Source organism: Bradyrhizobium vignae (assembly GCF_004114425.1).
Classification (GTDB): domain Bacteria; phylum Pseudomonadota; class Alphaproteobacteria; order Rhizobiales; family Xanthobacteraceae; genus Bradyrhizobium; species Bradyrhizobium vignae.
Map to the genome: position 1 here is coordinate 38029 of NZ_RDQF01000045.1, position 24721 is coordinate 62749.

The window sequence follows — 24721 nt, forward strand, 5'->3', positions numbered from 1 at the left end:
TCCGATCGTATGCTTGCGGAAGCAAAACGGATCCCATGCCCGATCCCTTGCATTTTAACGATTGCCTTGAAGGAATTTTCGCTCATCGCAGGACACGCTCGATTGTATTCATGTGCGAGGATTTGCGGATGAAGGTTTCCACCGTTGCACCGCCGCCGATCGCGATCGTGGTGCCGAGCTACGACACGACCAAGCAGCAGGACGATCAGACCAAGGTCAAGGACGAGGATCCGACCTTTAAGCCGCAGCCGCCCGCGCCGCTGCCGCCGGGTCAGGGCACGCGGATCGATCAACTCGCCTGATCAGGCTTGCCAAAGCCGAAGCGGCCGATCCGGTCGATCGGCCGTTGCGCGCGTCTCGGCCGCATCTTTGCCGGATAGCCGGACCAATATCATGCGCGCCCGAGCCTTGGGAGCTGCGCATGATCGCACGTCTCTTGCTGCAGAACACGATCTTCACCATCGCGATGGGCGCGCTGTTGTTCGGGGCCGCCGGCACGCTGGATTGGCCTTCGGCGTGGGCGTTCCTCATTACCTCCGCTCTGCTCGGTCCGCTTTGCGGCTGGTGGCTCTACCGGCTGGATCCGGCATTGTTGGCGGAGCGTCTGCGTCCGGTCATCCAGAGGGACCAGCCTCCGGCCTACAAGGCCTTCATCACCGCGTTCATCGTGGCGATGCTGGCCTGGCTGATCGTGATGGGGCTGGACCGGCGTTCGCTCGCATCCGAGATGCCGCTTGCCTTGCTGATTCTCGGCTTCCTGCTGTTCCTGCTCTGCGCGCTGTTCACCATGTGGGTCTTCCGCGAGAACTCGTTCGCCGCGCCCGTGGTGAAGCTGCAAGCCGACCGCGCGCAGCGCGTGATCTCGACCGGTCCCTACGCCTGTGTCCGCCATCCCATGTACAGCGGCATGGTCCTGTTCTTCGCCGGCCTGCCGCTGCTGCTGGGCTCGTGGTGGGGACTTGCGATGATGCCGCTCTTCATCGCCTTGCTCGCCGTCCGCATCCTGATCGAGGAGCGCACGCTGCGCGAGGGCCTGCCGGGCTACACCGATTATGCGGCGCGGGTGCACTATCGCCTCATCCCCGGCGTCTGGTGAGCGCACCTCATGGTCCGCACGAAAGCGGCTAATGATCCAGCTCGCGATAGCGCCGGAAGATGCCCTGCTCGTTGAAGGGAATGCGGCGCTCGCTTTCGAGATAGGCCTTGATGTTCGGCCGCGCGGCAATGCGGTCGTGCAGACCCACAAGACCTGGGACATCGGATTCGAACGCCTTCATGCGCTTGGGGAAGGCATAGCGCAGTCCATCGACGATCTGGAATAGCGAGAGGTCGACGTAGGTCAGGCGGCGACCGGTGACATAGGTGCCGCCGCCCCCGGCGAGAAGCTGCTCGAAATAGCCGAGATATTTCGGCACGCGCTCGCCCCAGAACTCGGCCGTGCGCTTCTTCGCCGGCGCCTTCTGATCCTCATAATAGAGCGAGGGCCCGAGCGGATGATGGGTGTCGTGGATCTCGACGACGAGATCGGTGATGGTGAGCTGAAGCTGGTGCACCCAGAGCCTGCCGGCTTCCGTCTTCGGCGCAAGCCCATGGCGGGCGCCGAGATAGAGCAGGATGTTGGCGGTCTGCCCGATGACGAGCTTGCCCGCTTTCAAGAACGGCGGCGCGAAAGGCGGCGTGCCCTTCTGCGCATCCATCATCTTCATCATCGCAGCCGTTCCGCGCGGGCCGCGCGCGACGTCGACGTAAGCGGCCCCCGCCTCCTCCAGCGCCAACCGCACATATTCGCCGCGGCCCTGAATCTCAGGCCAGTAGTAGAGCTCGTATTTCATGGAAGTGGTCCGTGAGCGTGGAGCGACGGACCAATCTAGCACGCAGCCGACGCGTGGCGAGAGTGGTGACCTCAAATGAAAAGGGCGCCGTGCCTGAGCACGACGCCCCTCCTTGCTAGATCGCTTGCGATCAGTTGGTTTGCTGGATCGCCGACAATTCCCAGCCGGTGCCCGGCCGGCGGGCGAAGGTCCAGATCTCGGTCGCCTCGCCCGGCTGCTCGCTGCCAGCAACGATCGCGCCGGTGTTGCGGTCGATCGTCTTGTCGGTGAGTGCGAAGCGCAGCGCCACCGTGGCGTAGTCGGTCTCGCCTTCGCGCCAGGCTTCCGCGAGGTCGCCCTGCAACAATTTCACGTTGGTAACCTTGTTGACGACGTTGCGCGCGCGGTTCTGCGCAAGATCCTGCTCGAAATACGAGACCATTTCCGGCGTCGCGAGCGTGTGCAGCTTGGCCACATCCTCGTTCGACCAGGCGGTCTGGATCTCGCCGAGCAGGCGCTCGAACGCCTCGTAATCATCCGGCTTGATCTCGAGCGGGGCGTTGTTGGCGCCGAACCCGAAGCCGCCAAGGCCACCGGCGAGGCCGCTGCGATAGTTCGTCTGCGGTCCGGGCGCTGCGCCGGCGTCAGCATTGGCATAGGCCGCCCGCGGGGCGTGACGACGCTGCCACCAGGACATTGCCAGCCGCACCACGAGCACCACCAGCGCGATCTGGATGATCAGGCCGAGGATCGAGGACAGGCCGCCGAGGCCACCGAACAGGCCGCCGCCGAACAGCATGCCGAGCAGGCCGGCACCGAGGAAGCCGGCCGCAAGGCCGCCCAGGAAGCCGCCGCCGCGGCCGAACAGGCCGCCGCGCGCCGGCGCGGAAGCAGCCGAATTCATGCCCGCACCCGGCTGGGTGTAGGTGCGGTTGAACTGCGAGGTCGAGCCCGGTGCGGTCGTGGTCGACGGCGGTGCCGAGTAGGTGCGCGAACCGCGCGAACCCGACGACATGCCGCCACCGACGCGCGCGTCGGCGGACGAGATCGCCAGCGCGGTCGGCAGCGCAAGCGCCAGCACGACGGCGATCATCTTGAAGAGATTGCGGGAGCGTAGCGAGAAAGTCATGTGCGTTTCCCAAATCCCCGGCATGGGGACGTGCGCCTAAGATGGGCAGACTTCCCGAAAAGTGAAGCCGGTTTCGGAACTTATGGCTGCGGCCCTCAGTCGCGGGGATGTGGCAAAAGCCCATATTTCGCGGGGGTTTGGCCGGGGGCGCGAGGGAACGGTGGTCGAGGGATACCGGCGGCTATACGGCCGGAATTCCGCTTTTTCCTCGTCATTGGAGGCATGGCTCTCTCGCCACGTCATTGCGAGGAGCAATTGCGACGAAGCAAATCCAGACTGCCACCGCGGAACGATTCTGGATTGCTGCGCTGTGCTCGCAATGACTGAGAATGCGGAAGCGGCGCGCCGCCCCTCGCCTCACCCCTGCTTCGTCATCGTCTCCTTCACCGCCGCCACGAGCTGGCTCAGTGTGAAGGGCTTGGGCAGGAAGTCGAACTGCTGGCCTTCGGGCAGGCTCTTCTCGAAGGCGTCCTCGGCATAGCCGGAGACGAAGATGAACTTGATGTCGGGGTTCTTTTCCCGCATCGCCTTCAGCAGCGTCGGGCCGTCCATCTCGGGCATGACGACGTCGGAGACGACGAGATCGATCGCCCCGCTCTGCTCCTCCAGCACCTCCATGGCCTCGACGCCGTTCTCGGCCTCGACCACGGTGTAGCCGCGCGAGCGCAGGCCGCGGGCGTTCAAGGCGCGCAGGCCCTCTTCGTCCTCGACCAGCAGGATGGTGCCTTGCCCGGTGAGGTCGGTGCGCGGCTTGGCCTCCGTCGGCGCAGGCGCTGCTTCCTTCGCGGCACCATTGGTCGTGCTGGCCACAGCCGCGGGCTGCTCGACCTGCACCTCCGGTTCGGCGAGATGGCGCGGCAGGAAGATGTGGAACGAGGTGCCCTGCCCCGGCTCGGAATCGACGTAGATGAAGCCGCCGGTCTGCTTGACGATGCCGTAGACGGTGGAGAGCCCGAGGCCGGTGCCTTTACCCACTTCCTTCGTCGAGAAGAACGGCTCGAAGATCTTATCGCGGATGTCGGCGGGAATGCCGGTGCCGGTGTCGGCGACCTCGATCCGGACATAGTCCGCAGCCGGCATGCCCTTGTAGGCGAGCTTGCCTGCCTCGTCGGTGGTGACGTTGGCGGTGCGGATGATCAGCTTGCCGCCATCGGGCATGGCGTCGCGCGCGTTCACCGCGAGGTTGACGATCACCTGCTCGAACTGGGAGACGTCGACCTTCACCGGCCAGAGGTCGCGGCCATGGACGAGGTCGAGCTTGACCTTCTCGCCGATCAGCCGGCGCAGCAGCATGGTGAGATCGGAAAGCGCGTCGCCGAGATCGAGCACCTGCGGCCGCAGCGTCTGCCGCCGCGAGAATGCCAGCAGCTGCCGCACCAAGGTCGCGGCCCGCGTCGCGTTCTGCTTGATCTGCATGATGTCCTGGAACGACGGGTCGGTCGGCTTATGCGCGTTCAGCAGGAAGTCGTTCGCCATCATGATGGCGGACAGCACGTTGTTGAAGTCGTGGGCGATGCCGCCGGCGAGCTGGCCGACCGTCTCCATCTTCTGGGACTGGTTGATCTGGTTCTCCAACGCGCGCCGCTCGGTGGTCTCGAGCATGTGCACGATGGCGGCTTCCGCCTCGTTCTCGGCGGCATCCACCGGCGTGACGAAGAACTGGCCCCAGCGCTCCTTGGTCCCCTCCAGCGCCACCTCGACCGGCGCGATGTCGGCCTGGCCTTCCGCGGCCTGGTTGATGGCCGCGATCAAGAGGTGCCGGTCGCGCGAATTGACCGCGCGGAAGATCGACTTCGAGGCGCTGTCCAGCCCCAGCGCCTGACCGAGCTTGGCGTAGCGCGCGTTGGCGCGCACGACGTTGCCGGCGCGGTCGACGGTCGCGATCGCCATCGGCGTATGGTCGAAGAAGCGCATGAAGCGGACTTCGGCGGCGCGGTCGGGATCGCTGCGCTCGTCGCGGGCGCGGCTGATCACGAGCGTGCGCGACGGCCCCGGCGCGCCGTCGGCGCCGAAGGCGAGCTTGTGATAGAGCCGCACCGGCATGGTCTTGCCGGTGCGCATGCGCAGGTCGATGTCGAAGACCTCGGTCTTCACTTCGCCCGGCACCGCCACGATCGAGGTCAGCAGTGAGGCGCCGTCGCCGGAGACGATATCGGTCAACTTCAATCCGCCCGAGCCGATCTCGGCGAGGTCGTAGTCGAGCCAGTTCGCCAGCGTCGCATTGACGTAGGCGAGCTCGCCGGCCGGATTGACCGAGAAGAAGCCGCACGGCGCGTGATCGAGATATTCGATCGCGTGCTGCAGCTCCTGGAACACGTCCTCCTGGCGCTCGCGGTCGCGGGTGATGTCGGCGATCGACCACACCGCATATTTCGCCTCGCGCTTGCCGGTGCCGAGGGGGCGCACGCGCATGCGCAGCCAGCGGCCCTGGCTGCCGTCGTGGCCGGAGATGCGTACCTCTTCCTGCTGGCGCTTGCCCTCGCGGGCGGCCTTGAGCAGGCGGAACACGGCTTCGGAGACGTCGGGGTTGCCGATGAAGACGCGCTCCACGGGCCGCACGTCCTGCGGGCCGCTGGCGCCGGTCAGCGTCAGATAGGCCGCGTTGGAATAGACCACGTGTCCGCGCGCGTCGGTGACGGCGAGCCCGTCAAATGCGTGATCGGAGATGCGGGCGATGATCGGGTCGTCGAGATTACGGTCGGCGAAGCGGATGATGCCGGCGGCAAAGGCGAACAGGTTGAACAGGCCGACCATCGCCAGCACGGCGAGGATGCCGAGGATATAGGGCTGCGCCTGCGCGCGCCCGAGCGTCATCAGCCCGACGGCGACCGCGACGAGGCCTGCGGCCACCAGCAGCACCAACGCGATGCTGCCCGAGCGCGGCGACGGCTCTTGCGTCGCAACGGGCTCGCGTGTGAGGTCATGGTCGGTCTCAGCAGTCATCTCGAGCTGGCGCAGCCTGTCGGCAGAGAATCAACGCGTCACGGGGCGCGTGGGGTCCTCCCTGCCTGAATCGGACCCTGAGGTGCAAGGGCAGCAGGGGCGAAAGGTACGCTGATTCCCAGATTACGGCCATTTCCGGTACTTTTCGGGTCTTTTACCCCCGCCCGCCGCCGAATCCGCGCTTCAGCCGCATGACATAGCCGATGACTTCGGCGACGGCATGATAGTGCTCGGTCGGGATTTCCTGGTCGATGTCGACCGTGGCGTAGAGCGCGCGCGCCAGCGCCACGTTCTCGACGATCGGAATGTCGTGTTCGCGCGCGATCTCCCGGATCTTGAAGGCGAGGTTGTCGACGCCCTTGGCGACGCAGATCGGCGCGGTCATGCCGCGCTCGTAGGACAGCGCCACCGAATAGTGGGTCGGGTTGGTGATGATCACGGACGCCTTGGGAACCGCCGCCATCATGCGCTTCTTGGCGCGCTGCTGCCGCAGCTGCCTGATCTTGCCCTTGATGTGCGGGTCGCCTTCGGACTGCTTGAACTCCTCCTTGATCTCCTGAAGCGACATCTTCTGCCGCTGGAACCAGCTGCGGTACTGGAAGAAATAGTCGGCGATGGCGACGATCGCGAGCGCCGCGACCACCGCGCCGAGCAGATGAATGGTCATGCTGGTGCTGGCGCCGAGCATGGCCGCCGGATCGAGCCTGACCATCGCCTCCATGCGATGCCGCTCCGGCCACAGGATCATGGTCATGACCACGCTGAGGGCGACCAGCTTGCCGATGCCTTTGAGAAAATTGGCGGCCGCCTGCTTGCCGAAGATGCGCTTGAAGCCGGCGCCGGGCGAAATCTTGCTGAATTTGGGTTTGAGGGACTCGGCCGACCACACCAGACGGTGCTGCAGCATGTTGCCGGCAATGGCCGCCAGCACCAGCATCAACAGGGGCACGCCGATCGCGGCAAGGACGGCGAACTCGATCTGCTGGGTCAGCGCGAGCAGGGCCTTCCCGTCGGTCTTGATCATCCAGGAATTGGCGAGCAGGTTGCGCATCGGTGTCAGCAGCCCGCTGCCGACCGAGCCCGAGAAGGTCGAGACGACGAGTGTGCCGCCCGCCATCATGAACCAGGTGTTGATCTCCTGGCTCTTGGCGACGTCGCCGCGTTCGAGCGCATCGTCGAGGCGCTTTTGCGTCGGGTCTTCTGTTTGACTTTCGGGATCGTTGTCGTCCGCCATCGATCGCCCCCTGTCACTTGAGCGGCATCATCTGGTGCATGACACCGATGAAATAGTCGAGAAAGGTGCCCATCATCGCGGTGAGCACCACGGCGAGCACCAGGAAGCCTGCGAAGATCGACAGCGGCACGCCGACGAAATAGACCTGCATCTGCGGCATCAGCCGCGCCAGCACACCGAGCCCGATGTTGAAGACGAGGCCGAACACCAGAAACGGTCCCGAGAGCTGCAGGCCGAGGCGAAAGGCGGCCGCGAAGGCGCGCGTTGCCAGCGAGGCGACGTCGCCGCTCGATACGGTCTCGCCCGGCGAGAAGATCGTATAGCTGTCGTTCAGTGCGGCGATCACCAGATGGTGGCTGTCGGTCGCGAACAGCAGCGTCACCCCCAGCATGGTCAGGAAGTTGCCCACCAGCACGCCCTGCTGTCCCTGCGTCGGATCGACCGAAGTGACGAAGCCGAGCCCCATCTGCTGCGCGATCACCGATCCCGCAACCTGGAGCGCCGACAACGTCACGCGCGCGGTCGCCCCCAGCACGATACCGATCGCGATCTCATGCAGCATCAGCACCAGCAGCGGCGCCAGCGACCCCATGTCGACATGATAGGCATTGCGATGCAGCGGCAGGATGATCAGCGTGAGCAGCAGCGCGATCGAGAGCTTGATCCGCGTCGGGATGTTGGTCTCGCCGAGGCCGGGCAGCAGCATCACCATTGCGCCGACCCGGGCGAAGGCGAGCATGAAGGAAGCGGCGAGCGCCGGCAGCAGCGAGACGTCGATGCGCATAGTTCACGCATTGTGCCTCAGCCGCCGATGATTCGCGACGAGATCCGCAGCATGTGGGCGTGGAGCGAGTCGGCCATGAATGGCAGCGCCAACAGCATCGTGGCGAAGATGGCCAGGATCTTCGGCACGTAGATCAGCGTCTGCTCCTGGATCTGCGTCAGCGCCTGGAACAGCGACACGACGACGCCGACCACGAGACCGACCACCATCAGCGGCGAGGACACGATCACGATGGTCCAGATCGCATCGCGTGCGACGTCGAGGGTCTCGGGTCCGGTCATGGTCAGAATTCCTTGTTCAATCTTCATCCCGCCACCACGGCGAGGAACGAACGCTCCCTCCTCGTCATTGCGAGCGAAGCGAAGCAATCCAGACTGCCACCGCGGAAAGATTCTGGATTGCTTCGCTGCGCTCGCGATGACGCCTGGGGCGAGCGCCAGCGCGAAAAATCAGATCGGCATCTTCATGATGTCTTCATAGGCTGCGATCACGCGGTCGCGGACCGAGACCAGCGTGGACACCGCGACGTCGGTGTCTGCGACCGCCGTCACCACGTCCATCACATTGGCCTTGCCGGCTGCCATCGCCACCGTCTGCGCGTCGGATTTGCGGCCGGACTCCATGACGCTGCCGACGGCGTCCTTCAGCAGCGAAGCAAAGGATTGCCCACTCGGCTCGCTGCCCTTGCCGGCGCCGCTGTTCTCCAGCACGCGGGCGAGATTGGCGTAAGCATTGGCGGCGATTGTCGGTGATGCCATGGCTTAAGGTGTCCTGTTCAGCTCTTGAGGATGTCGAGCGTGCGCTGGATCATCCGGCGCGTCGCACTGATGATGTTCAGATTGGCCTCGTAGGACCGCTGCGCGTCGCGCATGTCGGTCATCTCGACCACCGAGTTCACGTTGGGATACTTGACGTTGCCGCCCGCATCCGCCGCAGGGTTGTTCGGCTCGTATTTGACGCGGAAGGCGGACTGGTCGGGCTTGATTCTGCCGAGCGTGACGACCTGCGCGTCGAGCGTGCGGTCGAGCGCGGAGGAGAAGGTCGGAACCTTGCGCCGATAGGGATCGCCGCCGGCGGTCTGCGCCGTCGAATCCGCGTTCGCGATGTTTTCCGAGATCACCCGCATGCGCCCGGCCTGCGCACGCAGGCCGGAGGTCGCGATCGCCATCGAGCGGGCAAAGTCGCTGCTGTCATTCGCCATGATCTGCCTCCGCTAGCTCTGCTGTTCCCGGATCATGCGCTAGCCCTTGCCAATCGCTGTCTTGAGCAGATGCAGGCTCTTCGAATAGAGCGAGGTCGCCGCCGCGTAGTCCATCTGGTTGCTGGCGGCCTTCATCATCTCCTCCTCGAGATTGACGGCGTTTCCCGCAGGGCGCGTCTCGAAGCCGGCATTCTTGTTCTGGTCGAAGCCCGAGGCCGCGCCTGATGGTTTCATGTGCGAGGCGCTGGTGACGGTCAGCGCCAGGGGGCCCATCGAGCCCGTTACGGCGCCGGTCTTGTCGAGCTTCGGCTCGACCAGGTCGCGCGGCCGGAACTTGGGCGTATCGGAGTTGGAGACGTTCTCGGCCAGGACGCGCTGGCGCTCCTGGTGCCACTGCATCTTGGTACGAAGCGCCGACAGCACCGGGAGGTCGTTGATGGACATCGTCGCGGCTCCTTCCGCCCCTTGCGGACCTTGAGGTCCGAAGCTAGGCAGAATTTGCCGCCTGTATGGTTAACAGCTGGTTAAGGACGCTCGTGACGCATGTCCCCAAGCGAGGCACGATCTTGCGGACCCGTGATTCTACGCCCCGAAAAGTGGCATTAACCCAACCGTTTGGCGGCGCATGGACTGGGCAAGAAGTCGTTTTGGATCGGGCGATTCATGGGTTATTAAGAGTTGGGGACGGCAAAACTTGCCGTGGAACGTTAACTAATCGCAGTTTGGGGCATCGTCCGCCGTGGTTGGCGAATCTGACCATCGGCACGAGAAAAGCGCCATTTGTCGGGGACAAGTATGCAAGGCAGCCCTATCACCTTCATCGTCGCGTTCATCGTCGTTCTGGCGTTGATCGGCGTCGCTGCATGGCTGGTTCGTCGATTCGGCAGCAGCCGGCTGGGCGCCAACACACAGCGCGGCCGGATGCCCCGCCTCGCCGTGATCGACGCAGCCGCGGTCGATGGCCGCCGCCGTCTGGTGCTGGTCCGGCGTGACAATGTCGAGCACCTGCTGATGATCGGCGGCCCCACGGACATCGTGGTCGAGCCCAATATCGTTCGCGCCGCGCCCAGCCGCGACCAGCTCCCGCAACGTCCGAGCGCCGCCGAACCGCCGCGCCTCGCCCCCATGCCCGATGCCGGCGGCTGGGCGGATGAAGCACCGCGCCCCGAACTGCTCGATCATCCCGAGCCGCAAATGCCCGAGCCGCCGCCGCGGCCCGCGCGCCCATCCTTCGCCGACGAGGTGCGCCGGCCTGCTCCTGCACTGGCCGAGCGCCGCAGCGAGCCGCCCCTGGGGGGCTTTACGCCCGAGCCGGTCGCGCCACGTCCGGATCGCGAACCACGGCCCGAGCCGCTGCCGCCGCGCATCCCCCGCGGCGAGCCGCCGCTGATGCCGCGCCCGCCGCGCGGGAACGAGCCGACGAAGATGCCGCCCGTGCGCGCCGAGCGCGCCGCTGCACCACCGCCTCCTCCGCCCGTGCCGCAGGCTCCGGCCGTTCCGCCGACGGCACCTGCCGCTACGCCCTCGAGCGCCGAGCAGAACCTCGCCGAGATGGCGCAGCGGTTGGAGGCTGCGCTGCGCCGCCCGGCCGGCGAAACGGTCGCGCCTCCGGTTGCACCGGAACCGCCGCCCGCTCCCCCGCGCGCCGCACGCAACGAGCCGCCGGCGCCGCCGGCCCCGCCTGCAAAGCCGGCCGCGGAAAAGACCAGCTTTGAAAATCTCGAAGACGAGATGGCCTCCCTGCTCGGCCGTCCGAAGCCGTCTTCGTGAAATTGCCGGCCCTCCCGCGTAGAGTTCTTTTCCTTTCTGTCCTGTTCAGCGCGGCCTCGCTCGCGATGCCGGCGCATGCCCAGGACATCAGCATCAATCTTGGCGGCGGCGCTGGCGGCGGCGTCACCGAACGCGCGATCCAGCTGATCGCGCTGCTCACGGTGCTGTCGATCGCGCCGTCGATCCTGATCATGATGACGTCGTTCACGCGCATCGTGGTGGTGCTGTCACTGTTGCGCACCGCGATGGGCACCGCGACTGCGCCGCCGAACTCGGTGATCATTGCGCTGGCGATGTTCCTCACCTTCTTCGTGATGGGACCGGTGCTGCAAAAGTCCTACGACGAGGGCATCCGTCCGCTCGTCGCCAGCCAGATCGGCGTCGAGGATGCGCTCCAGCGCGCCTCCGTCCCCTTGCGCGGCTTCATGCAGAAGAACGTGCGCGAGAAGGACCTCAAGCTGTTTCTGGATCTCTCCGGCGAGGCACCGCCAGCCACGCCCGACGATCTCGCCTTACGCATTCTCGTCCCCGCCTTCATGATCTCCGAGCTGAAGCGCGCCTTCGAGATCGGCTTCCTCTTGTTCCTGCCCTTCCTGATCATCGATCTCGTCGTCGCCTCGGTACTGATGTCGATGGGCATGATGATGCTGCCGCCGGCGACGATCTCGCTGCCTTTCAAGCTGATCTTCTTCGTGCTGGTCGACGGCTGGTCGCTGGTGGCGGGAAGTCTGGTGCAGAGCTACGGGGGGTGAGGCGCAAACCCAGATAGGCCGCGGCTCCTTCTACCCCTAAGTGAAATTGACACCGGCGCACGCCTCGGTAACATCGTGGCGTGGGCGCGGGTTCGCTGGATGGAAATCGAGTTTCCCTTAGAGTTTTTACTATATGTAAGGGTATCCAACGATCCCTTCGAGGAACTGCGATGACCGAATCTGGGAGTGAGGAGCAGGTTTTACAGAGGGAGATCGCACGCTTAGAGTCGGAGGGATACGACGTATTCGTGCATCCCCGCGCTCCACTGGTTCCTGACTTTCTCGGAGACTTCGTTCCCGATGCTGTCGCAACTGGAAACGGAAAGAAAATCGTTCTTGAGGTCGCTAGACCATCGACGCGACAGAGCGAACGTCTGAAAGACGTTGCCGCTCGCTTCGCTCAACAGCGAGAGTGGGAGTTGAAGGTGCTGTTTGTTGCCCCCACATCTTTGGGTACAACGCTTCCGGTGCAGTCGCGTCAGGCAATCGAAGGTGCTCTGAGTGAGATCGAAAGGCTGCGCGACATAGACGCCTTGCGTGCCGCCTTCTTGCTTGCATGGGCAACGTTCGAGGCCGAAGGCAGGGCGTCGGTCGAAGGTCGCTTCGACCGTCCGCAGACGCCTAGCCGCCTCGTCGAAGTTCTAGGTCAAGAGGGGCTATTGACCCCTACCGACGCCGACCAAATGAGGCTGCTCTCAGAAAAGCGCAATCGGCTCATACATGGCGATCTCGGTACCGATATTGGCGCTGAAGATCTGGAAAGGCTCATCGGCATTCTGAGACAGCTTTCCGCTAGGCACGCCTGAGCACAGCAATTGATGGCCTTAGGACCCGCCCCTGCCCCTTCAAGTCATACTGCTCGCTGAGGTGGTCGCCGATCTGGACCAGCATGGCGACGCTTTCGGGGAAGCCCGGCTTGTCCCATGTCGCCTGATCGGCGGCGGCGCGGAACTTCCAGCTGTCGCCGTGACGGACGATCAAGATGGCGAAGCTGTCCGGGCCATCGACATGGGCCTTCAATTCGGCCCGTGCCATGGCGATGAGTTCGGCTTCGGTCTTGGCAGGCTTGCTCATATCGTCCCTCTCGCGGCATGAAGATGCTTTGGGTTGCCGCCTGACGGGCACCTGTCGAGAGATCCAGAGGTAGCAGGGTTCCTACCGCGTCGTCTTGATCTGCCGCACGACGGGGATCGTGGGCAGCGAGCCGGTGTGGTCGGACTCGTCCTTGGCCTGCGGCGTGCCGGGTCCGCGCGCCGTGGCGTCGGGGAAGCGCTGCTTCATCTCGCGCAGGAAGCCGTCGAGCGTGTCGACGCTGGCGGCGAGCTTGGCGATCTCGGCGAATTCGGCGCTGGAGGCAGCGGCCGGCTTGCTGGCGATATCGAAGGCGAGACGGTCGGCGCTCTCGCTCATCAGCGGCGCGTATTTCTCGCGGAAGCGCGACAGGCCGATCGAGTCGTCGGCGAGCGCGTAGCCGACGGCCGCGCGAATGATATCGCTCTTCTCGACCGCATTGAGCGGCTTGAAATCGCGGAAACGCTCGCCGTAATAGAGCTCGATCTGCTCGGCGGACTCGCGCCAGCGCCGCGCGGCCCAGAAGATGTCGGAGCGGAGGCGCAGCACTTCGCGCCCGGAGACGTTGGAGACGATGTCGAGCGCGAGATCGTGACGGCCGACGTCGCTCTGCGCACGCGCCTCGAGCAGCAGGCGCTGCTGCCGGAGCTCGCCGGAGAGATCGCTGATGCGGCTCGCGCGCAGCGCGGTGATCGCCATGTCAGGCTTGCGATTGGCGAGATAGACCATGGCAAGGCGCGCGGCGACCTGCGCGCGCGCCGCGCCTTCAAGGCGATGATCGACCTGGTACTGCAGCAGCTCTGCGGCCTGGTCGAGCAGATCGATCGAGGCGAGGCGGTCGGCGAGCCGGCGGATCAGCTCGTCGCCGCGACGGCCGATCGGCGTCAATTCGCGGAACTCGTAGAACATCCCGAGCGCCTCGACCGGCGGCAGCTCGTCCCCCTTCGGCCCCAGGAATATCTGCGTGAACAGGTCGGACGCGAGATCCTGCGCCAGGCGCGAGGCTTCGGCGTTCGGCTGGAGCCTGGTCGCAGTGCGCGCCGCCATGAGCGCATCCCGGTAACGCCCGTTCTCGGCATACAACTGCGACAGCATCTGCAGCGTCTTGACCTCGATCGCGTCGCCGCGCCAGGTCATTGACAGCGTCTCGAGCTCGCGCAGCGCCTCTTCCTTGCCGATCTCGTCGCGCTTCTGGCGCAGCGCGACCTCGAGCTGCTTGGCCTCGGCCGCAGCCGGACGGTCGTTCGAGGCGACCGCGAACTTGTAGTCGTCGAGCGCGTCCTTGTCGTGGCCAAGCGCCTCGGCGAGCCGGCCGCGCAGTACGGCGAAGGCCGGAGCAGCCTCAGGCGGGATGCCGACAACCTCGAGCTCGCTGCGGCGCTTGGAGGCGCCGGCATAGTCCTTCACCTCGAGCGATGCACGCATCGCGTCCATCGTCACGATGCGCTGGATGTCGAGCGGCAGGGAGGCGATGGCGAATTCGACGTTCTTGAACTTCTCGCGCGCGTCCGCCCACTTGCCCTGCCGCGCATAGGCGAGCGCCTTCCAGAGCTGGGAATCGTGGCTGTTGCCGATCACGGGATTGGCGAGGTCCTTCAAGCCCTGCGCCGGGCGGCCGATCAGGATGCTCGCGATCGCATGCATGATCAGCGCACCGCTCTCCTCCTTGTTCAGGGGATCGGTCAGCATCACGTCGGTCACGGCCTTCGCTTCGTGATACATGGCACGCGACATGTAGAACTGCGCGAGGTCGAGCCGCGGCAGCGAGCGCAGCGCGGGCTCGACCGCTGCGATCGCCGTCATCAGCTCGCTCTGGCGCGCCATGAAGTTTTCCGACTGGCCCTTGCGCCAGCCTTCGGGGCTGAACACCGGGCGCACCGCGGTCGGCGCCCGCTCGGCCGAGATGTCGACCGGCGACAGCGTCAGCCCGCCCTTCTTGCCGAGGATCACCTTGTCGGAGCCGACCTCGACGCCGACCTCATCGGAGTTCGGCCGGATCGCGATGCCGTGCGCGGATTCCAGCAGCGAGAGATCGACGAGGTCCTGCCGCTTGATGAAGCCGCGTACCGGCCGCTGCGCAGTGACGACATAGAGCGTATCGCCGGCATCGGGATCGGTGAGCTTGTGCAGGAGGCCCGGATTGGCGAAGGGGATCGCGATATTGGCGAGCGCCGGATCGGTGATGTTGCGCGACATCATCAACGGCAGCGGCGTCGCCTGGATCTTGTCGGCGAGCGTCAACATCCAATTGGTCTCCTTGCCGACCTCCTCGCTCGTCAGCGAGTAGACCAGCGGCCGCGTGAGGCGGATGCGCACCGCTTGCCCCTTGTCGAGCGGGATACGGCCGACCTCGCCGATCATGGCGCCGCCCTTGCTGCGGATCGCCTCGACATCGATGGGCTTCGGCGTGTCGAACACCAACCAGACAGTATCGCCGCGGCGGAACGCCGCCGCCGGCGTTGCCACCTGAAGCGGGAACGTCACGCGCAAGCCGTCGCTCTCGCGGCGCGCATCGACGCTGGCGACGACCTGCTGCGCAGCGGCGGGCGTCTCGCTGGGGGGTGCCTTCGGGGATTCCTTGACCGGCTCCTTCGCCGCTTCGTTCACGGCCTGCTTGGGCGCTTCGGCAACCACAGGCTTGGCAGGCGCGGCCGGGGCTGCGGCAGCCGCCGCCGCGGGCGTTGGGACTTCCTTGGGTGTCTCCTTGGGCACTTCCGCAGCGTGCGCAGCCTCAGTCGCGGGCGCCGGCCTCGGCGCTTCGGCGACCGGCATTGCGGCGGGCGCGTCCGGCTTCGCCTCGGGCTTCACGTCAATCTTGGCTTCGCGTGCGATCGTGTCCGATGTGGGCGGCGCGATCTCGCGATGGACATCCTTCGGCTTCTCGGCCGCCGGGTTTTCCGGCACAGGCGCGGGTCCCTGACCGGCAGGCTTCATCTGCGCGATCGCCGCCTCGGGCGTCGCGGCCGACTTGCCCTTCTCGGGTTGGAAGGAGACGTCGACGACATAGTTCTTCTCGTCGCGGAACGAATGCACGTCGGAATCGCCGATCAGCGCGATCTCGACATTGGTCTGGTCGATGTCGGCCTTCTGCTTGATCGAGGCGACGTTCGGCGGCGCCGCGACCACCGCGTCCGCCAGGTCGAAATTGAGGTTGGCGTTGAAGACGAGCGTGAGCTTCTGCTCGTTGAGCACGGAGGAGACGCCGACGCCATCGGGCATCTCGAACGCGAAGCGCACGAAGGTCGGCTGCACCGAGGCACGCACACGGATCTGCGGACGTTTCTTGGCCTCGGCGGCGGCGCGCTGGGCGCGTAGCGCGCGCTCGGCCACGCGTGCGCGCTCGGCGAGTTCCTTGACCACGTCCATGGGCAGGCTCGGCGGCGGGCCCTTCCAGCCCTCGGGCAAGAGGTCGACGAAGGTGCGCTCGCCGGCGTTCATGGTGTTGACGGTGACACGCCGCGCCAGCGACAGACGGATGGCGCCGCCATCAGGGTCGCGGCGCGCGGAGTTGACGTAGTCGGGCGCGCCTTCCGGAACCCGATCGACGGGAACGTCGACGGGCCGGTCGAAGCGGATGATGAGGATGGAGCCTGCGGTCGTCACCTCGGAGGGAACGTCCTCGCCGAGCTTGATGACCAGACGGGCAAAGCCGCCGCCGGCGGAAAAGGTCGCCTCGCCCCTGATCGGATCGGCCGCTCGGGCCGGCGCCGCGAGGCCAATCAGGAAACAGGCCGCCAGCAAGGTCGCCCCGCGGACATGTCGCGACAGGCCCCGTGCCAATGCGCGGGCTCGCGACACAAATCCAGCGGCAGCCTCTCGCGCCATTGGCGGCATTTCTTCCAGTTCGGCGGTCATGCCGGCAATGGTGCCGGCGGTGCCGTCGACTGTAGTTCCCGCCAATTAAGGACTTGTTAATGCTATATCTTGATTTGCGCTGCGGTCAGCGCGCCGTGCCGGATCGAGCGGGAGACGATCCGCAAGTTTCGGATTTGAGACGCAGTGGATTAAGGAGTTGTTAGCAGCTGCAAGCGGTGCCGGTCGCGGCTCGTCAATCCCTTTGCGCAGCACGTGCAGCTCTCCGCCATGTGTTGATCTGATCGCGTGACGCCCTCAAGCCGAGTGCGTCTTCAATGTTGCTCCCCCGTGCCTTCGGGCGCCGGGGAACTCGCTTCGTCGAGACAAGATTCATGATCGTTGCCCTCGTCGCCTTCCGGCGGCGCTGCATGCTGGTGGCTTAGCGCGGATGTCCATGCGGACGTCATCGCCGCTATGAGCAGCCGGTTGACGGCCTCGATGACTCGTTCTGCGGCGGACGAGTAGTTCATGGCCTCCTCCTGCGCTGCCGATTGCGAATGGCCGAAAGCGTAGGATGGTGCCGTGAGTGCCACTGTACGCCACTTCACAGTTGCGCGCGTCAACTCATCGCAGTCTCAGAGGATGCCGCCTGCCTCAGCTACATCCGCCACGGGAGTCTGATCTGCCGCCTTGACGAGTTGCCGAGCACGCGCACTCACAACCTTCGGGGCGTTGCGGTTCGCGCGCGACTCTGAATCAGATGTGAACTCGGCGATGCGAATCGCATTGGTTAGCTTCGGGGGTAATCAATGAGCGGAGAAGCCGGTTGCATTGTGTGTAGCAGGGCAAGAGCGGTCATAGCGATCGTTCCCATCGCCAGAGGATATGCCCTGAAAACATATGAATGCTCTTGTTGCCATAGCACCCTGCAGCTCGTGACGCGCATCACAAAGGCGGCGCTGATCAAGCAGCAGCTCGATATCCTCCCTCGGATGGACAAGCAGCTGCGTCCGCCTGTTCGCAAGGTGCAACAGGCCTTCGCGACCTAGGCGCACAAGCCGTTCCGCTGGCCCCGAGGCGAGCGACCACGCGATCACGCGCGGGTCGCAAGGGCGCGCTTCGCCTCGCGGCCTCAATTCGGCTTTTGCGTCGGCTTGCCATCGATCTTGGGAAGATCGCCGGCCGAGGCCGACTGATCGCCGCCGCCATTGGCACGGCGGGCCATCTCGACGGTGAGCCGCTCGGCGGCCTCCGGCGACATCAGCCCCAAGATGTCCGACATCTTTCGCGGCGCGATCGCCGAGGCGATCTCGATCAGCACGCCCATCTCCAGCCGGTCGAACACCCGCGCGGCGTCCTTGGGCTTCATGCCCTCGTACATGGTCACGAGGCCCTTCATACGCTGGACTTCGGCCGCCTTCTGCTCGGCCTGCGTCGCGGAGATGCGGGTTTCCACGGCCTTCATCTCCTCGACCTTGGTCTCGATGCGCTTCTCGGCCGACTTGAGCAGACTTTCGCGAATGTCGATCTCGCGCTGGCGCGCCTCGATCTCCTGCCGCCGCGCCTGCAACCGTTCCAGGATCGCACGCTCCGAGGCCGAGACCTGCGGCTGGCCTTCCTCCACCTTGACCACCATGCCATCGGGCTTGGTCTCGGGCGCGGCGGGCTTGGGCGCCTCCTTTGGCGCGCCATGGGTCGATCCGGTGATATCCGGATCCTCGCGGCCGGTCGGGAAATTCAGATTCTCCTGCGCCCAGGATTTCTTGGTCTGGTTCGGCTTGTAGTCGAAGACATAGCCGCCGTTGATCACGAGGCCCGCCACCTTCAGCGTGGCAAGACCTGCGACGGCAACCAGGACGACCGGAATGATGCGGATATTACGGAAGGACTTCATACCCAGGCTTCATGCGGCAAGGCCGTTGGATCGTCGGCGCTCGGAGAAGGCTTCGGCCGCAGCCGCCACCGCCTTCGCCGACGAGGGTTTTGCTGTAGGCGTGGCGACCGTTTCCGGGTTCGTCACGGGACGCGCGGCAATCGCGATCTTGGACAGGCGCCGCACCACGTTGTCGGCTTCGCCGAGCTGCTTGTAGAGCTGGTCCGACATCTGGGTCGCCGCCGCGAGCTGGCTGCCCAGGTTCTCGTTGACGTCGCGCACGGCGAGCTTCAGCCCGCCGATCGCGCGCTCGGCGATCTCGGTCGCGGTGATGAGCTCGCCGATGACCGCCTTCAGCGAATGCTCGTCCGCCTTCAGCCGCGTCAGCCGCTTGTTGAGCATGACGCAGTAGACGATCGTCAGCATCAGCAGGATAGCCACCAGCGTCTCGATTGCCATTCCCAGGGAGTGGTTCATGGGGCCTCCATCATCTTGTTCTGCTCGTCCACCTTCTCGAACATCGCAAGTGTCGTACTTGGCTTGCGCAAGGGTTTCGTCACACGGATGGCGACGCGGTCGCCGACCCGGCCCATCCGTCCCTCGGTCAGCGTGACGTCGCCGCAGCGCACGGTGACGTTGGCGTCGGCACGCATCTCCAGCGGCAGCGTGTCGCCGACCTTGAGCCGCATCAGCTGCTTGAGCGGAATGTCGGCCTCGTAGAGCACGGCGTCGACGGCGATCTCGGCCTGCACAATCTCGGTGGCGAAATGGCCCTCCCAGACCGGGTCGCGGCCGAATTTTTCGCCCATGAACATCTGGAGCAGGACGCCCCGGATCGGCTCGATGGTCGCGTAAGGCAGCAACAGCTCGATATTGCCGCCCCGGTCTTCCATGTCGATGCGCAGGCGAACCAGGATCGCGGCGTTGGCGGGACGGCTGATCGCGGCGAAACGCGGGTTGGTCTCGAGCCGGTCGATCGTGAAGGTCACCGGCGACAGCGGCCGGAACGCCTGCTCGGCATCGGACAGCACCACCTCGACCAGCCGCTTGACCAGCTCGGTCTCGATCGTGGTGTAGGGCCGGCCCTCGATGCGCAGCAGGCTGGTGCCGCGGCGGCCGCCGAGCAGCACGTCGATCATCGAATAGATCAGGTTGGAATCGACCGTCGCCATGCCGAAGTTCTCCCACTCCTCGGCCTTGAAGACGGTGAGGACGGCGGGCAGCGGGATCGAGTTCATGTAGTCGCCGAAACGCACCGAGGTGATGCGGTCGAGCGAGACTTCGACGTTGTCGGAGGTGAAGTTGCGCAAGGACGTCGTCATCAGCCGCACCAAGCGGTCGAAGACGATTTCGAGCATCGGCAGACGCTCGTAGGAGACCATCGCCGAATCGATGATCGCGCGAATGCCGGAATGGTCGTCGAGATTGACGTCGCCGACGGTGAAGCCGAGGAGATTGTCGATCTCCTCCTGCGACAGCACCCGCTCGCCGGAATTCTTGCCGTTGCCGAGATCGCGACTGCCGTCCTCGACCATGGCCGCCCATTGCAGGGCCATGGTCTCCGACAGCTCGTTCTCGGCGGCAGCCTTTGCCGCCTCGGCGGGATCCTCGGAATCGAGCGAGGCCTCCCACTGGGCGGCGATTGCATCCTGGTCTACTTGGTCGTTGCCCGCCATGATCCCTAGTCCGTCATGCTCACTGGACCACGACTTCCTTGAACAGCACCGCGCTGACCTGGATCGGGGCGACCGCCGCGTTGACGCGCTTGGTCAGCTCCTCCTTGAGGCGGAAGATGCCGGCGGAACCGTTGAGGTCGGAGGGGCGCAGTTCGCGCACATAGGTCTGGAAGATGTCGGTGACGCGCGGCATCGTCGGCTTGATCGCCTCGATCTGCTTCTCTTCCTTCAGCTCCAGCACGATCTTCAGCCGCAGATATTGCACGCGCTCGCCCGGCGCGCCGGCGAGGTTGACCATCATGTCGGGGACGTCGACGAAGGCCGGCGGCTTCGGCGGAGGCGCGGCCTCGGCATGATGCTCGTCATCGCCGTGACGGAAGAAGAAGAACCAGGTCGCGGCACCGCCGCCGAGGACGGCGAGCACGCCGACGACCATGATGATGAGCTTGAGCTTGTTCTTCGGCGGAGCGGCTTCCGCGCCGTCAGCGGCTGCGCCGCCTTCCTCATTCTCTGCCATGGTCGCCGCGCTCGTTCATCTCTCAAAGGGGTCGAAAGAGCGAAGCCTCCTGGCAGACAGTGACGCGATACAAATGCCCCAGCGCAATGCGCTCCTCTGATGCGCAAACGCTACGGTAATAATGGTTAACGGAATCTTTCGATTGGGCCTCAGCTAGGAAAAATCTGCCGGGCAAACATGGCTAACAGAACCTTTCTGCCGCCCTCCCGCGCCCTCGAAAAATCAATAAGTATTTGAAATTATGTCATTTTCTTAGTTGGCACGGCTTTCGCTGAGAGAGGGTCGAGACCTCACGGTTTGGGAGAACCTGACGGTCTCGGTCACGGGGTCCGCCAAGGCGCTTGGGAGAGCGAAATGGCAGATCTCACTCAGGGGAGATTTCCGATGCAGAACGCGCTTCTGATCGGCTTGTCACGGCAGATGACGTTGGAGCGGCAGATGGATGTCATCGCCAACAACGTCGCCAACGCCAACACCAACGGCTTCAAGGCCGACCATTCGCTGTTCGAGGAGTACCTCAACTCGAACGCGCGTGAGGACAATTTCATCGGTTCCGACCGCCGGGTCTCCTATGTGCAGGACCGCGGCACCTTCCGCGACGTCGGCCAGGGGCCGATGGAGCCGACCAACAACCCGCTCGACATGGCAATCGACGGCAACGCGTTTTTCGCGGTGCAGGCTGGCGGCACCGAGCGCTACACCCGCGACGGCAAATTCTCGCTCAACAGCACCGGCCAGCTGGTCACCTCCGACGGCAACCTCGTGCTCGGCACCGGCGGCCCGATCACCTTCCAGCCGACCGACCACGACATCAACATCGCGCCCGATGGCACCATCACGGTGCTCGAGGGCACGGCCAGGACCGACTCGATCCGCGGCAAGATCCGCATGGTCTCGTTCGACGATCCGGCCAAGCTGACCAAGCTCGGCGCCAACCTCTATGACGCCGGCTCGGCGGTCCAGCAGGCCGACACCAAGTCCAACGTGCGCCAGGGCTACATCGAGAAGTCGAACGTGAATTCGGTCGGCGAGATGACCCGCATGGTCGAGGTCATGCGCAGCTACACCGCCATCGCCAGCCTGCTGCAGCAGCAGAGCGACCTCCACAAATCGGCGATCGAGAAGCTCGCCGACGTTCCGGCCTGATTAGGAGAGAACTGACATGCAGGCGCTTCACACCGCAGCGACCGGAATGGCGGCACAGGAACTCAACGTTCAGGTGATCTCCAACAACATCGCCAACCTCCGCACCACCGGCTTCAAGAAGCAGACCGCGGCGTTCCAGGACCTGATCTACGAGCACGTGCGCCGCGTCGGCGCGCAGGCCTCGGACCAGGGCACCATCCTGCCCGTCGGCGTCGACATCGGCGGCGGCGTCAAGACCGTCGGCACGCCGCGCAGCATGACGCAAGGTACGCTGTCGCAGACCGGCAACGATCTCGACCTCGCGATCTCGGGCGAAGGCTTCTTCAAGATCCTGATGCCAGACGGCACCTTCCAGTATACCCGCGACGGCACCTTCCAGATGGACAATCAGGGCCGTGTCGTCACCGCGCAGGGCAACCCGGTGCAGCCGACCATCACCATCCCGCAGAACGCCTCGGGCCTGACCGTCAACGAGCAAGGCCAGGTCTCGGTCACGCTGCCGGGCTCGTCGACCTCCTCGATCATCGGCACGATCAACGTGACCCGCTTCATCAACAAGGCGGGGCTGCAGCCGGTCGGCAGCAATCAGTTCACCGAGACGCCGTCCTCGGGTCCGCCGCAGGACGGCACCGCCAACACCGAAGGCTACGGCAAGATCACGCAAGGAAGTCTGGAGCAGGCCAATGTCGACGTCGTCTCGGAGATGAGCGACCTGATCGCCGCCCAGCGCGCTTACGAGATGAATGCCAAGGTGATCAGCGCCGCCGACCAGATGATGCAATCGACCACGGCGCTGTTCCGCTGAGGTGATGACGATGATCCGTGCCACCCTCGCCACCATCTCCACCCTTCTCGCGCTGGCATTGCCGGCAGCGGCCGCCGACGATTTCATCGCCGCGCCGACGCTGCGCGCAAGCGTCACCGTGACCTCGGACGTGGTGCGGATCGGCGATCTCATCGACAACGCCGGATCCGCCGCGCTGATCCCGGTCTACCGCTCGCCCGATCTCGGCACCACCGGCACGCTGACGGTCGCCCAAGTGCTGTCGGTGTTGCGGGCAAAACAGGTGATCGGCGTCATGACCGGCGACATCAAGGAGGTCCAGGTCACCCGCCTGGCCCGCACCCTCGCGAGCAAGGATATCGAGACTGCGGTCGCCGCCACGCTCGAGCGCCGTTTCGGCCTCGGAGAAGCCGCCAACATCACGGTCACGTTCGACCGCGGCGTCGCCGACATGCGGCTGGACGCCTCCAACACCGGCGCGCTGCAGCCGGTCGCAACCCGCTACGACGCCCGCAGCGGCCGTTTCGATATCGCCTTCGAGATCGTCAACGACGGCAACCCCGCGCCGACCAAGCTGCGCTTCACCGGCACCGCGATCGAGACGGTGGAAGTGGCCGTGCTGACCCGCGACGTCGACCGCGCCGAGCTTCTGAAATCCTCCGACCTTTCGTTGGAGCGCCGGCCGAAGGCCGAGGTCGCCGGCGAGCCCGCCGTTCGCGACCGCAGCATCGGCATGCAGCTGCGCCGGCCGATGCGGGCAGGCACGCCGATCCGCGTCGCCGACATCGTCAAGCCCGACTTCGTGGTGCGCGATCAGGCCGTCACCATCATCTACCAGGTGCCCGGCCTCTATCTCACCACGCGCGGCAAGGCGATCGAGAGCGGCGCCGAGGGCGACACCGTCAGCGTGCTCAATATGCAGTCCAAGCGCACGCTGACCGGCATCGTCACCGGCCGCGGCCAGGTCACGGTTCAGGGCGCCAGCCAGTCCGCACCGACGGCGCCGGCGGTCGAGCAGACCTCGTCGATCAAGCGTGACGAGGCGCCTGCCCCCGTCGACACCGCAGCCCTCGTCCGGAACCTGATTCAGAGCCCCGCGCCGCCGGCTCAAGTCGCACAAGCCCAGATCCCGCAAGTTCGCCTCTCGCAAGCTCCAGCCAAATCAGAGTAAGTCATGTCCACGTTCAGTTCGGCTTCCCATCTTCGTCGCATCGCGATCTCTGCCCTGCTGCTGGCGACTTGCGCATTGGGCGGCTGCTCCTCGATCGACCGCCTGTCGCAGATCGGCGAGCAGCCGAAGCTGTCGGCAATCGATAATCCGACGACGCAACCCGGCTACAAGCCGGTGCAGATGCCGATGCCGAAGCCGGAAGTCGCCTCCTACAATCCGAACTCGCTGTGGCGCAACGGCAGCCGCGCCTTCTTCAAGGACCAGCGCGCCCGCCAGGTCGGCGACCTCCTGACCGTGACCGTGAACATCACCGACAAGGCTAACATCGAGAACGACACCTCGCGCAGCCGCACCAACAAGGAAGATTCGGGAATCTCCGACTTCATCGGCGCCAAGACCATCACGCAGGCCAACAAGATCCTGCCCGGCCGCATCCTGACCGCCGACTCGACCTCGTCGAGCGAGGGCAAGGGCAGCGTCGACCGCAAGGAAGCCCTGCAGACCAACGTCGCTGCGGTGGTGACCCAGGTGCTGCCGAACGGCAACCTTGTCGTCGAAGGCAAGCAGGAGATCCGCGTCAACTTCGAAATTCGCGAGCTGATCGTCGCCGGCATCGTGCGTCCTGAGGACATCCAGAGCGACAACACCATCGATTCCACCAAGATCGCGCAGGCCCGCATCGCCTATGGCGGCCGCGGCCAGATCACCGACGTGCAGCAGCCGCGCTACGGCCAGCAGGTCATGGACGTGCTGCTGCCCTTCTAAGCCTCTTTAAGAGCTCCCACATCGTGTTCGCGAACCTAGGCGCGAACGTCGGTGTACGACGCGGCCTCCGGTAGCTCCCCTGCCGGAGGCCGCACGTATTTTGCTGCCAGCAACTGTGAACACTCGACTTCGCGGCCAGTTACGTACTCAAGCGCCGCCCCGATCTCCGTCATTGCGAGCGAAGCGAAGATTCCATGGGGAGTGGATAGCGACCAGGTCTGAGGCCAGACTGAGGGTTGCTGAATCCATTCAACCTGGAGACGACGATGTTGCTCGATCATCCTTCCGACGGACTGGCC

The 24721-nt window shown here is 65.1% G+C and carries 26 protein-coding genes; 9 read left to right on the forward strand and 17 right to left on the reverse strand.

Annotation, left to right across the window (positions count from 1 at the left end; genetic code table 11):
• Nucleotides 1-128: 128 nt before the first annotated feature.
• A complete protein-coding gene (locus tag EAV90_RS39735; RefSeq protein WP_164937146.1) occupies nt 129-302 on the forward strand; it encodes a hypothetical protein in 174 nt (57 codons plus the stop codon).
• 119 nt (nt 303-421) lie between these two features.
• The gene (locus EAV90_RS28830) at nt 422-1096 is read left to right on the forward strand and encodes a methyltransferase family protein (RefSeq protein WP_129145420.1); all 675 of its coding nucleotides are present in this window, start codon (nt 422-424) and stop codon (nt 1094-1096) included.
• A 28-nt stretch (nt 1097-1124) separates the two neighbouring features.
• On the opposite strand, the gene EAV90_RS28835 is transcribed toward EAV90_RS28830, so the two are convergent.
• The 9 genes from EAV90_RS28835 to flgB form a co-directional block, all read right to left on the reverse strand.
• The gene (locus EAV90_RS28835; RefSeq protein WP_122402443.1) at nt 1125-1832 is read right to left on the reverse strand and encodes a glutathione S-transferase; all 708 of its coding nucleotides are present in this window, start codon (nt 1830-1832) and stop codon (nt 1125-1127) included.
• A 130-nt stretch (nt 1833-1962) separates the two neighbouring features.
• On the reverse strand, nt 1963-2964 hold the full coding sequence (locus EAV90_RS28840) for a Tim44 domain-containing protein (protein WP_129145421.1): 1002 nt from the start codon (nt 2962-2964) through the stop codon (nt 1963-1965).
• A 333-nt stretch (nt 2965-3297) separates the two neighbouring features.
• Entirely contained in the window at nt 3298-5883 is a 2586-nt protein-coding gene (gene cckA / locus EAV90_RS28845) for a cell cycle histidine kinase CckA (protein ID WP_129145422.1), read from the reverse strand.
• 154 nt (nt 5884-6037) lie between these two features.
• Nucleotides 6038-7117: a flagellar biosynthesis protein FlhB gene (gene flhB / locus EAV90_RS28850; RefSeq protein ID WP_122402440.1), complete on the reverse strand. Its 1080-nt coding sequence runs from the start codon at nt 7115-7117 to the stop codon at nt 6038-6040.
• A gap of 13 nt (nt 7118-7130) precedes the next feature.
• Nucleotides 7131-7901 (reverse strand): flagellar biosynthetic protein FliR, encoded by a 771-nt coding sequence (gene fliR, locus EAV90_RS28855; protein ID WP_122402439.1) that lies wholly within the window; start codon nt 7899-7901, stop codon nt 7131-7133.
• A 17-nt stretch (nt 7902-7918) separates the two neighbouring features.
• Nucleotides 7919-8182 (reverse strand): flagellar biosynthesis protein FliQ, encoded by a 264-nt coding sequence (gene fliQ / locus EAV90_RS28860; RefSeq protein WP_060736542.1) that lies wholly within the window; start codon nt 8180-8182, stop codon nt 7919-7921.
• 168 nt (nt 8183-8350) lie between these two features.
• On the reverse strand, nt 8351-8659 hold the full coding sequence (gene fliE / locus EAV90_RS28865; protein WP_122402438.1) for a flagellar hook-basal body complex protein FliE: 309 nt from the start codon (nt 8657-8659) through the stop codon (nt 8351-8353).
• 17 nt (nt 8660-8676) lie between these two features.
• Nucleotides 8677-9102 carry a flagellar basal body rod protein FlgC gene (flgC, locus tag EAV90_RS28870; protein WP_122402437.1) on the reverse strand — a complete coding sequence of 142 codons (426 nt, stop codon included), beginning with the start codon at nt 9100-9102 and terminating at the stop codon, nt 8677-8679.
• Nucleotides 9103-9141: 39 nt separating this feature from the next.
• On the reverse strand, nt 9142-9546 hold the full coding sequence (gene flgB / locus EAV90_RS28875; RefSeq protein WP_122402436.1) for a flagellar basal body rod protein FlgB: 405 nt from the start codon (nt 9544-9546) through the stop codon (nt 9142-9144).
• A 351-nt stretch (nt 9547-9897) separates the two neighbouring features.
• On the opposite strand from flgB, the gene EAV90_RS28880 reads away from it, so the two are divergent.
• The 3 genes from EAV90_RS28880 (at nt 9898) to EAV90_RS28890 (ending at nt 12430) form a co-directional block, all read left to right on the forward strand.
• Nucleotides 9898-10872, forward strand: a complete 975-nt coding sequence (locus EAV90_RS28880) for a flagellar biosynthetic protein FliO (RefSeq protein ID WP_129145423.1) — start codon at nt 9898-9900, stop codon at nt 10870-10872.
• Nucleotides 10869-11624 carry a flagellar type III secretion system pore protein FliP gene (fliP, locus tag EAV90_RS28885; RefSeq protein WP_122402434.1) on the forward strand — a complete coding sequence of 252 codons (756 nt, stop codon included), beginning with the start codon at nt 10869-10871 and terminating at the stop codon, nt 11622-11624. Before EAV90_RS28880 ends, fliP begins: the two co-directional genes overlap by 4 nt.
• A gap of 170 nt (nt 11625-11794) precedes the next feature.
• Nucleotides 11795-12430: a hypothetical protein gene (locus EAV90_RS28890; RefSeq protein ID WP_129145424.1), complete on the forward strand. Its 636-nt coding sequence runs from the start codon at nt 11795-11797 to the stop codon at nt 12428-12430.
• On the opposite strand, the gene EAV90_RS28895 is transcribed toward EAV90_RS28890, so the two are convergent.
• The 7 genes from EAV90_RS28895 to fliL form a co-directional block, all read right to left on the reverse strand.
• Nucleotides 12417-12698, reverse strand: a complete 282-nt coding sequence (locus tag EAV90_RS28895) for a hypothetical protein (RefSeq protein WP_129145425.1) — start codon at nt 12696-12698, stop codon at nt 12417-12419. The genes EAV90_RS28890 and EAV90_RS28895 overlap by 14 nt on opposite strands.
• 81 nt (nt 12699-12779) lie before the next feature.
• Complete coding sequence (locus EAV90_RS28900) at nt 12780-16520, reverse strand: tetratricopeptide repeat protein (protein ID WP_162500574.1); 3741 nt, start codon at nt 16518-16520, stop codon at nt 12780-12782.
• Nucleotides 16521-16822: 302 nt separating this feature from the next.
• Nucleotides 16823-17020 carry a hypothetical protein gene (locus EAV90_RS28905; protein ID WP_122402432.1) on the reverse strand — a complete coding sequence of 66 codons (198 nt, stop codon included), beginning with the start codon at nt 17018-17020 and terminating at the stop codon, nt 16823-16825.
• Nucleotides 17021-17622: 602 nt separating this feature from the next.
• Entirely contained in the window at nt 17623-18384 is a 762-nt protein-coding gene (locus EAV90_RS28915; RefSeq protein ID WP_122402431.1) for a MotE family protein, read from the reverse strand.
• A gap of 9 nt (nt 18385-18393) precedes the next feature.
• On the reverse strand, nt 18394-18840 hold the full coding sequence (locus tag EAV90_RS28920) for a DUF6468 domain-containing protein (RefSeq protein WP_122402430.1): 447 nt from the start codon (nt 18838-18840) through the stop codon (nt 18394-18396).
• Complete coding sequence (gene fliM, locus EAV90_RS28925; protein WP_122402429.1) at nt 18837-20039, reverse strand: flagellar motor switch protein FliM; 1203 nt, start codon at nt 20037-20039, stop codon at nt 18837-18839. Before fliM ends, EAV90_RS28920 begins: the two co-directional genes overlap by 4 nt.
• Before the next feature lie 19 nt (nt 20040-20058).
• On the reverse strand, nt 20059-20556 hold the full coding sequence (fliL, locus tag EAV90_RS28930; RefSeq protein WP_027575958.1) for a flagellar basal body-associated protein FliL: 498 nt from the start codon (nt 20554-20556) through the stop codon (nt 20059-20061).
• Nucleotides 20557-20940: 384 nt separating this feature from the next.
• Between fliL and flgF the strand changes: the two genes are divergently transcribed.
• From flgF to flgH, 4 genes are read left to right on the forward strand one after another with little or no spacing between them, the layout of a single operon-like run.
• Nucleotides 20941-21702 carry a flagellar basal-body rod protein FlgF gene (gene flgF / locus EAV90_RS28935; RefSeq protein WP_122402428.1) on the forward strand — a complete coding sequence of 254 codons (762 nt, stop codon included), beginning with the start codon at nt 20941-20943 and terminating at the stop codon, nt 21700-21702.
• 16 nt (nt 21703-21718) lie between these two features.
• Nucleotides 21719-22507 carry a flagellar basal-body rod protein FlgG gene (gene flgG / locus EAV90_RS28940; protein ID WP_129145426.1) on the forward strand — a complete coding sequence of 263 codons (789 nt, stop codon included), beginning with the start codon at nt 21719-21721 and terminating at the stop codon, nt 22505-22507.
• Nucleotides 22508-22517: 10 nt separating this feature from the next.
• A complete protein-coding gene (gene flgA, locus EAV90_RS28945) occupies nt 22518-23657 on the forward strand; it encodes a flagellar basal body P-ring formation chaperone FlgA (protein ID WP_162500206.1) in 1140 nt (379 codons plus the stop codon).
• Between the two features lie 3 nt (nt 23658-23660).
• Nucleotides 23661-24422, forward strand: coding sequence for a flagellar basal body L-ring protein FlgH (gene flgH, locus EAV90_RS28950; RefSeq protein ID WP_122402426.1), 762 nt, complete (start codon nt 23661-23663; stop codon nt 24420-24422).
• 35 nt (nt 24423-24457) lie between these two features.
• Here the strand turns inward: flgH and EAV90_RS40215 are convergent.
• A partial coding sequence (locus EAV90_RS40215; RefSeq protein ID WP_208738553.1) for a hypothetical protein occupies nt 24458-24721 on the reverse strand: 264 nt, incomplete at its 5' end.

Coding starts and splice junctions, on each gene's coding strand:
- flgA (WP_162500206.1), top strand. CDS start 22,518: ATGATCCGTGCCACCCTCGCCACCATCTCCACCCTTCTCGCGCTGGCA.
- flhB (WP_122402440.1), bottom strand. CDS start 7,117: ATGGCGGACGACAACGATCCCGAAAGTCAAACAGAAGACCCGACGCAA.
- fliQ (WP_060736542.1), bottom strand. CDS start 8,182: ATGACCGGACCCGAGACCCTCGACGTCGCACGCGATGCGATCTGGACC.
- EAV90_RS28900 (WP_162500574.1), bottom strand. CDS start 16,520: ATGGCGCGAGAGGCTGCCGCTGGATTTGTGTCGCGAGCCCGCGCATTG.
- flgB (WP_122402436.1), bottom strand. CDS start 9,546: ATGTCCATCAACGACCTCCCGGTGCTGTCGGCGCTTCGTACCAAGATG.
- flgH (WP_122402426.1), top strand. CDS start 23,661: ATGTCCACGTTCAGTTCGGCTTCCCATCTTCGTCGCATCGCGATCTCT.
- EAV90_RS28880 (WP_129145423.1), top strand. CDS start 9,898: ATGCAAGGCAGCCCTATCACCTTCATCGTCGCGTTCATCGTCGTTCTG.
- EAV90_RS28915 (WP_122402431.1), bottom strand. CDS start 18,384: ATGAAGTCCTTCCGTAATATCCGCATCATTCCGGTCGTCCTGGTTGCC.
- fliR (WP_122402439.1), bottom strand. CDS start 7,901: ATGCGCATCGACGTCTCGCTGCTGCCGGCGCTCGCCGCTTCCTTCATG.
- flgG (WP_129145426.1), top strand. CDS start 21,719: ATGCAGGCGCTTCACACCGCAGCGACCGGAATGGCGGCACAGGAACTC.
- EAV90_RS39735 (WP_164937146.1), top strand. CDS start 129: ATGAAGGTTTCCACCGTTGCACCGCCGCCGATCGCGATCGTGGTGCCG.
- EAV90_RS28840 (WP_129145421.1), bottom strand. CDS start 2,964: ATGCCGGGGATTTGGGAAACGCACATGACTTTCTCGCTACGCTCCCGC.
- cckA (WP_129145422.1), bottom strand. CDS start 5,883: ATGACTGCTGAGACCGACCATGACCTCACACGCGAGCCCGTTGCGACG.
- EAV90_RS28895 (WP_129145425.1), bottom strand. CDS start 12,698: ATGAGCAAGCCTGCCAAGACCGAAGCCGAACTCATCGCCATGGCACGG.
- EAV90_RS28920 (WP_122402430.1), bottom strand. CDS start 18,840: ATGAACCACTCCCTGGGAATGGCAATCGAGACGCTGGTGGCTATCCTG.
- fliL (WP_027575958.1), bottom strand. CDS start 20,556: ATGGCAGAGAATGAGGAAGGCGGCGCAGCCGCTGACGGCGCGGAAGCC.
- flgC (WP_122402437.1), bottom strand. CDS start 9,102: ATGGCGAATGACAGCAGCGACTTTGCCCGCTCGATGGCGATCGCGACC.
- fliE (WP_122402438.1), bottom strand. CDS start 8,659: ATGGCATCACCGACAATCGCCGCCAATGCTTACGCCAATCTCGCCCGC.
- EAV90_RS28835 (WP_122402443.1), bottom strand. CDS start 1,832: ATGAAATACGAGCTCTACTACTGGCCTGAGATTCAGGGCCGCGGCGAA.
- EAV90_RS28890 (WP_129145424.1), top strand. CDS start 11,795: ATGACCGAATCTGGGAGTGAGGAGCAGGTTTTACAGAGGGAGATCGCA.
- EAV90_RS28830 (WP_129145420.1), top strand. CDS start 422: ATGATCGCACGTCTCTTGCTGCAGAACACGATCTTCACCATCGCGATG.
- fliM (WP_122402429.1), bottom strand. CDS start 20,039: ATGGCGGGCAACGACCAAGTAGACCAGGATGCAATCGCCGCCCAGTGG.
- flgF (WP_122402428.1), top strand. CDS start 20,941: ATGCAGAACGCGCTTCTGATCGGCTTGTCACGGCAGATGACGTTGGAG.
- EAV90_RS28905 (WP_122402432.1), bottom strand. CDS start 17,020: ATGAACTACTCGTCCGCCGCAGAACGAGTCATCGAGGCCGTCAACCGG.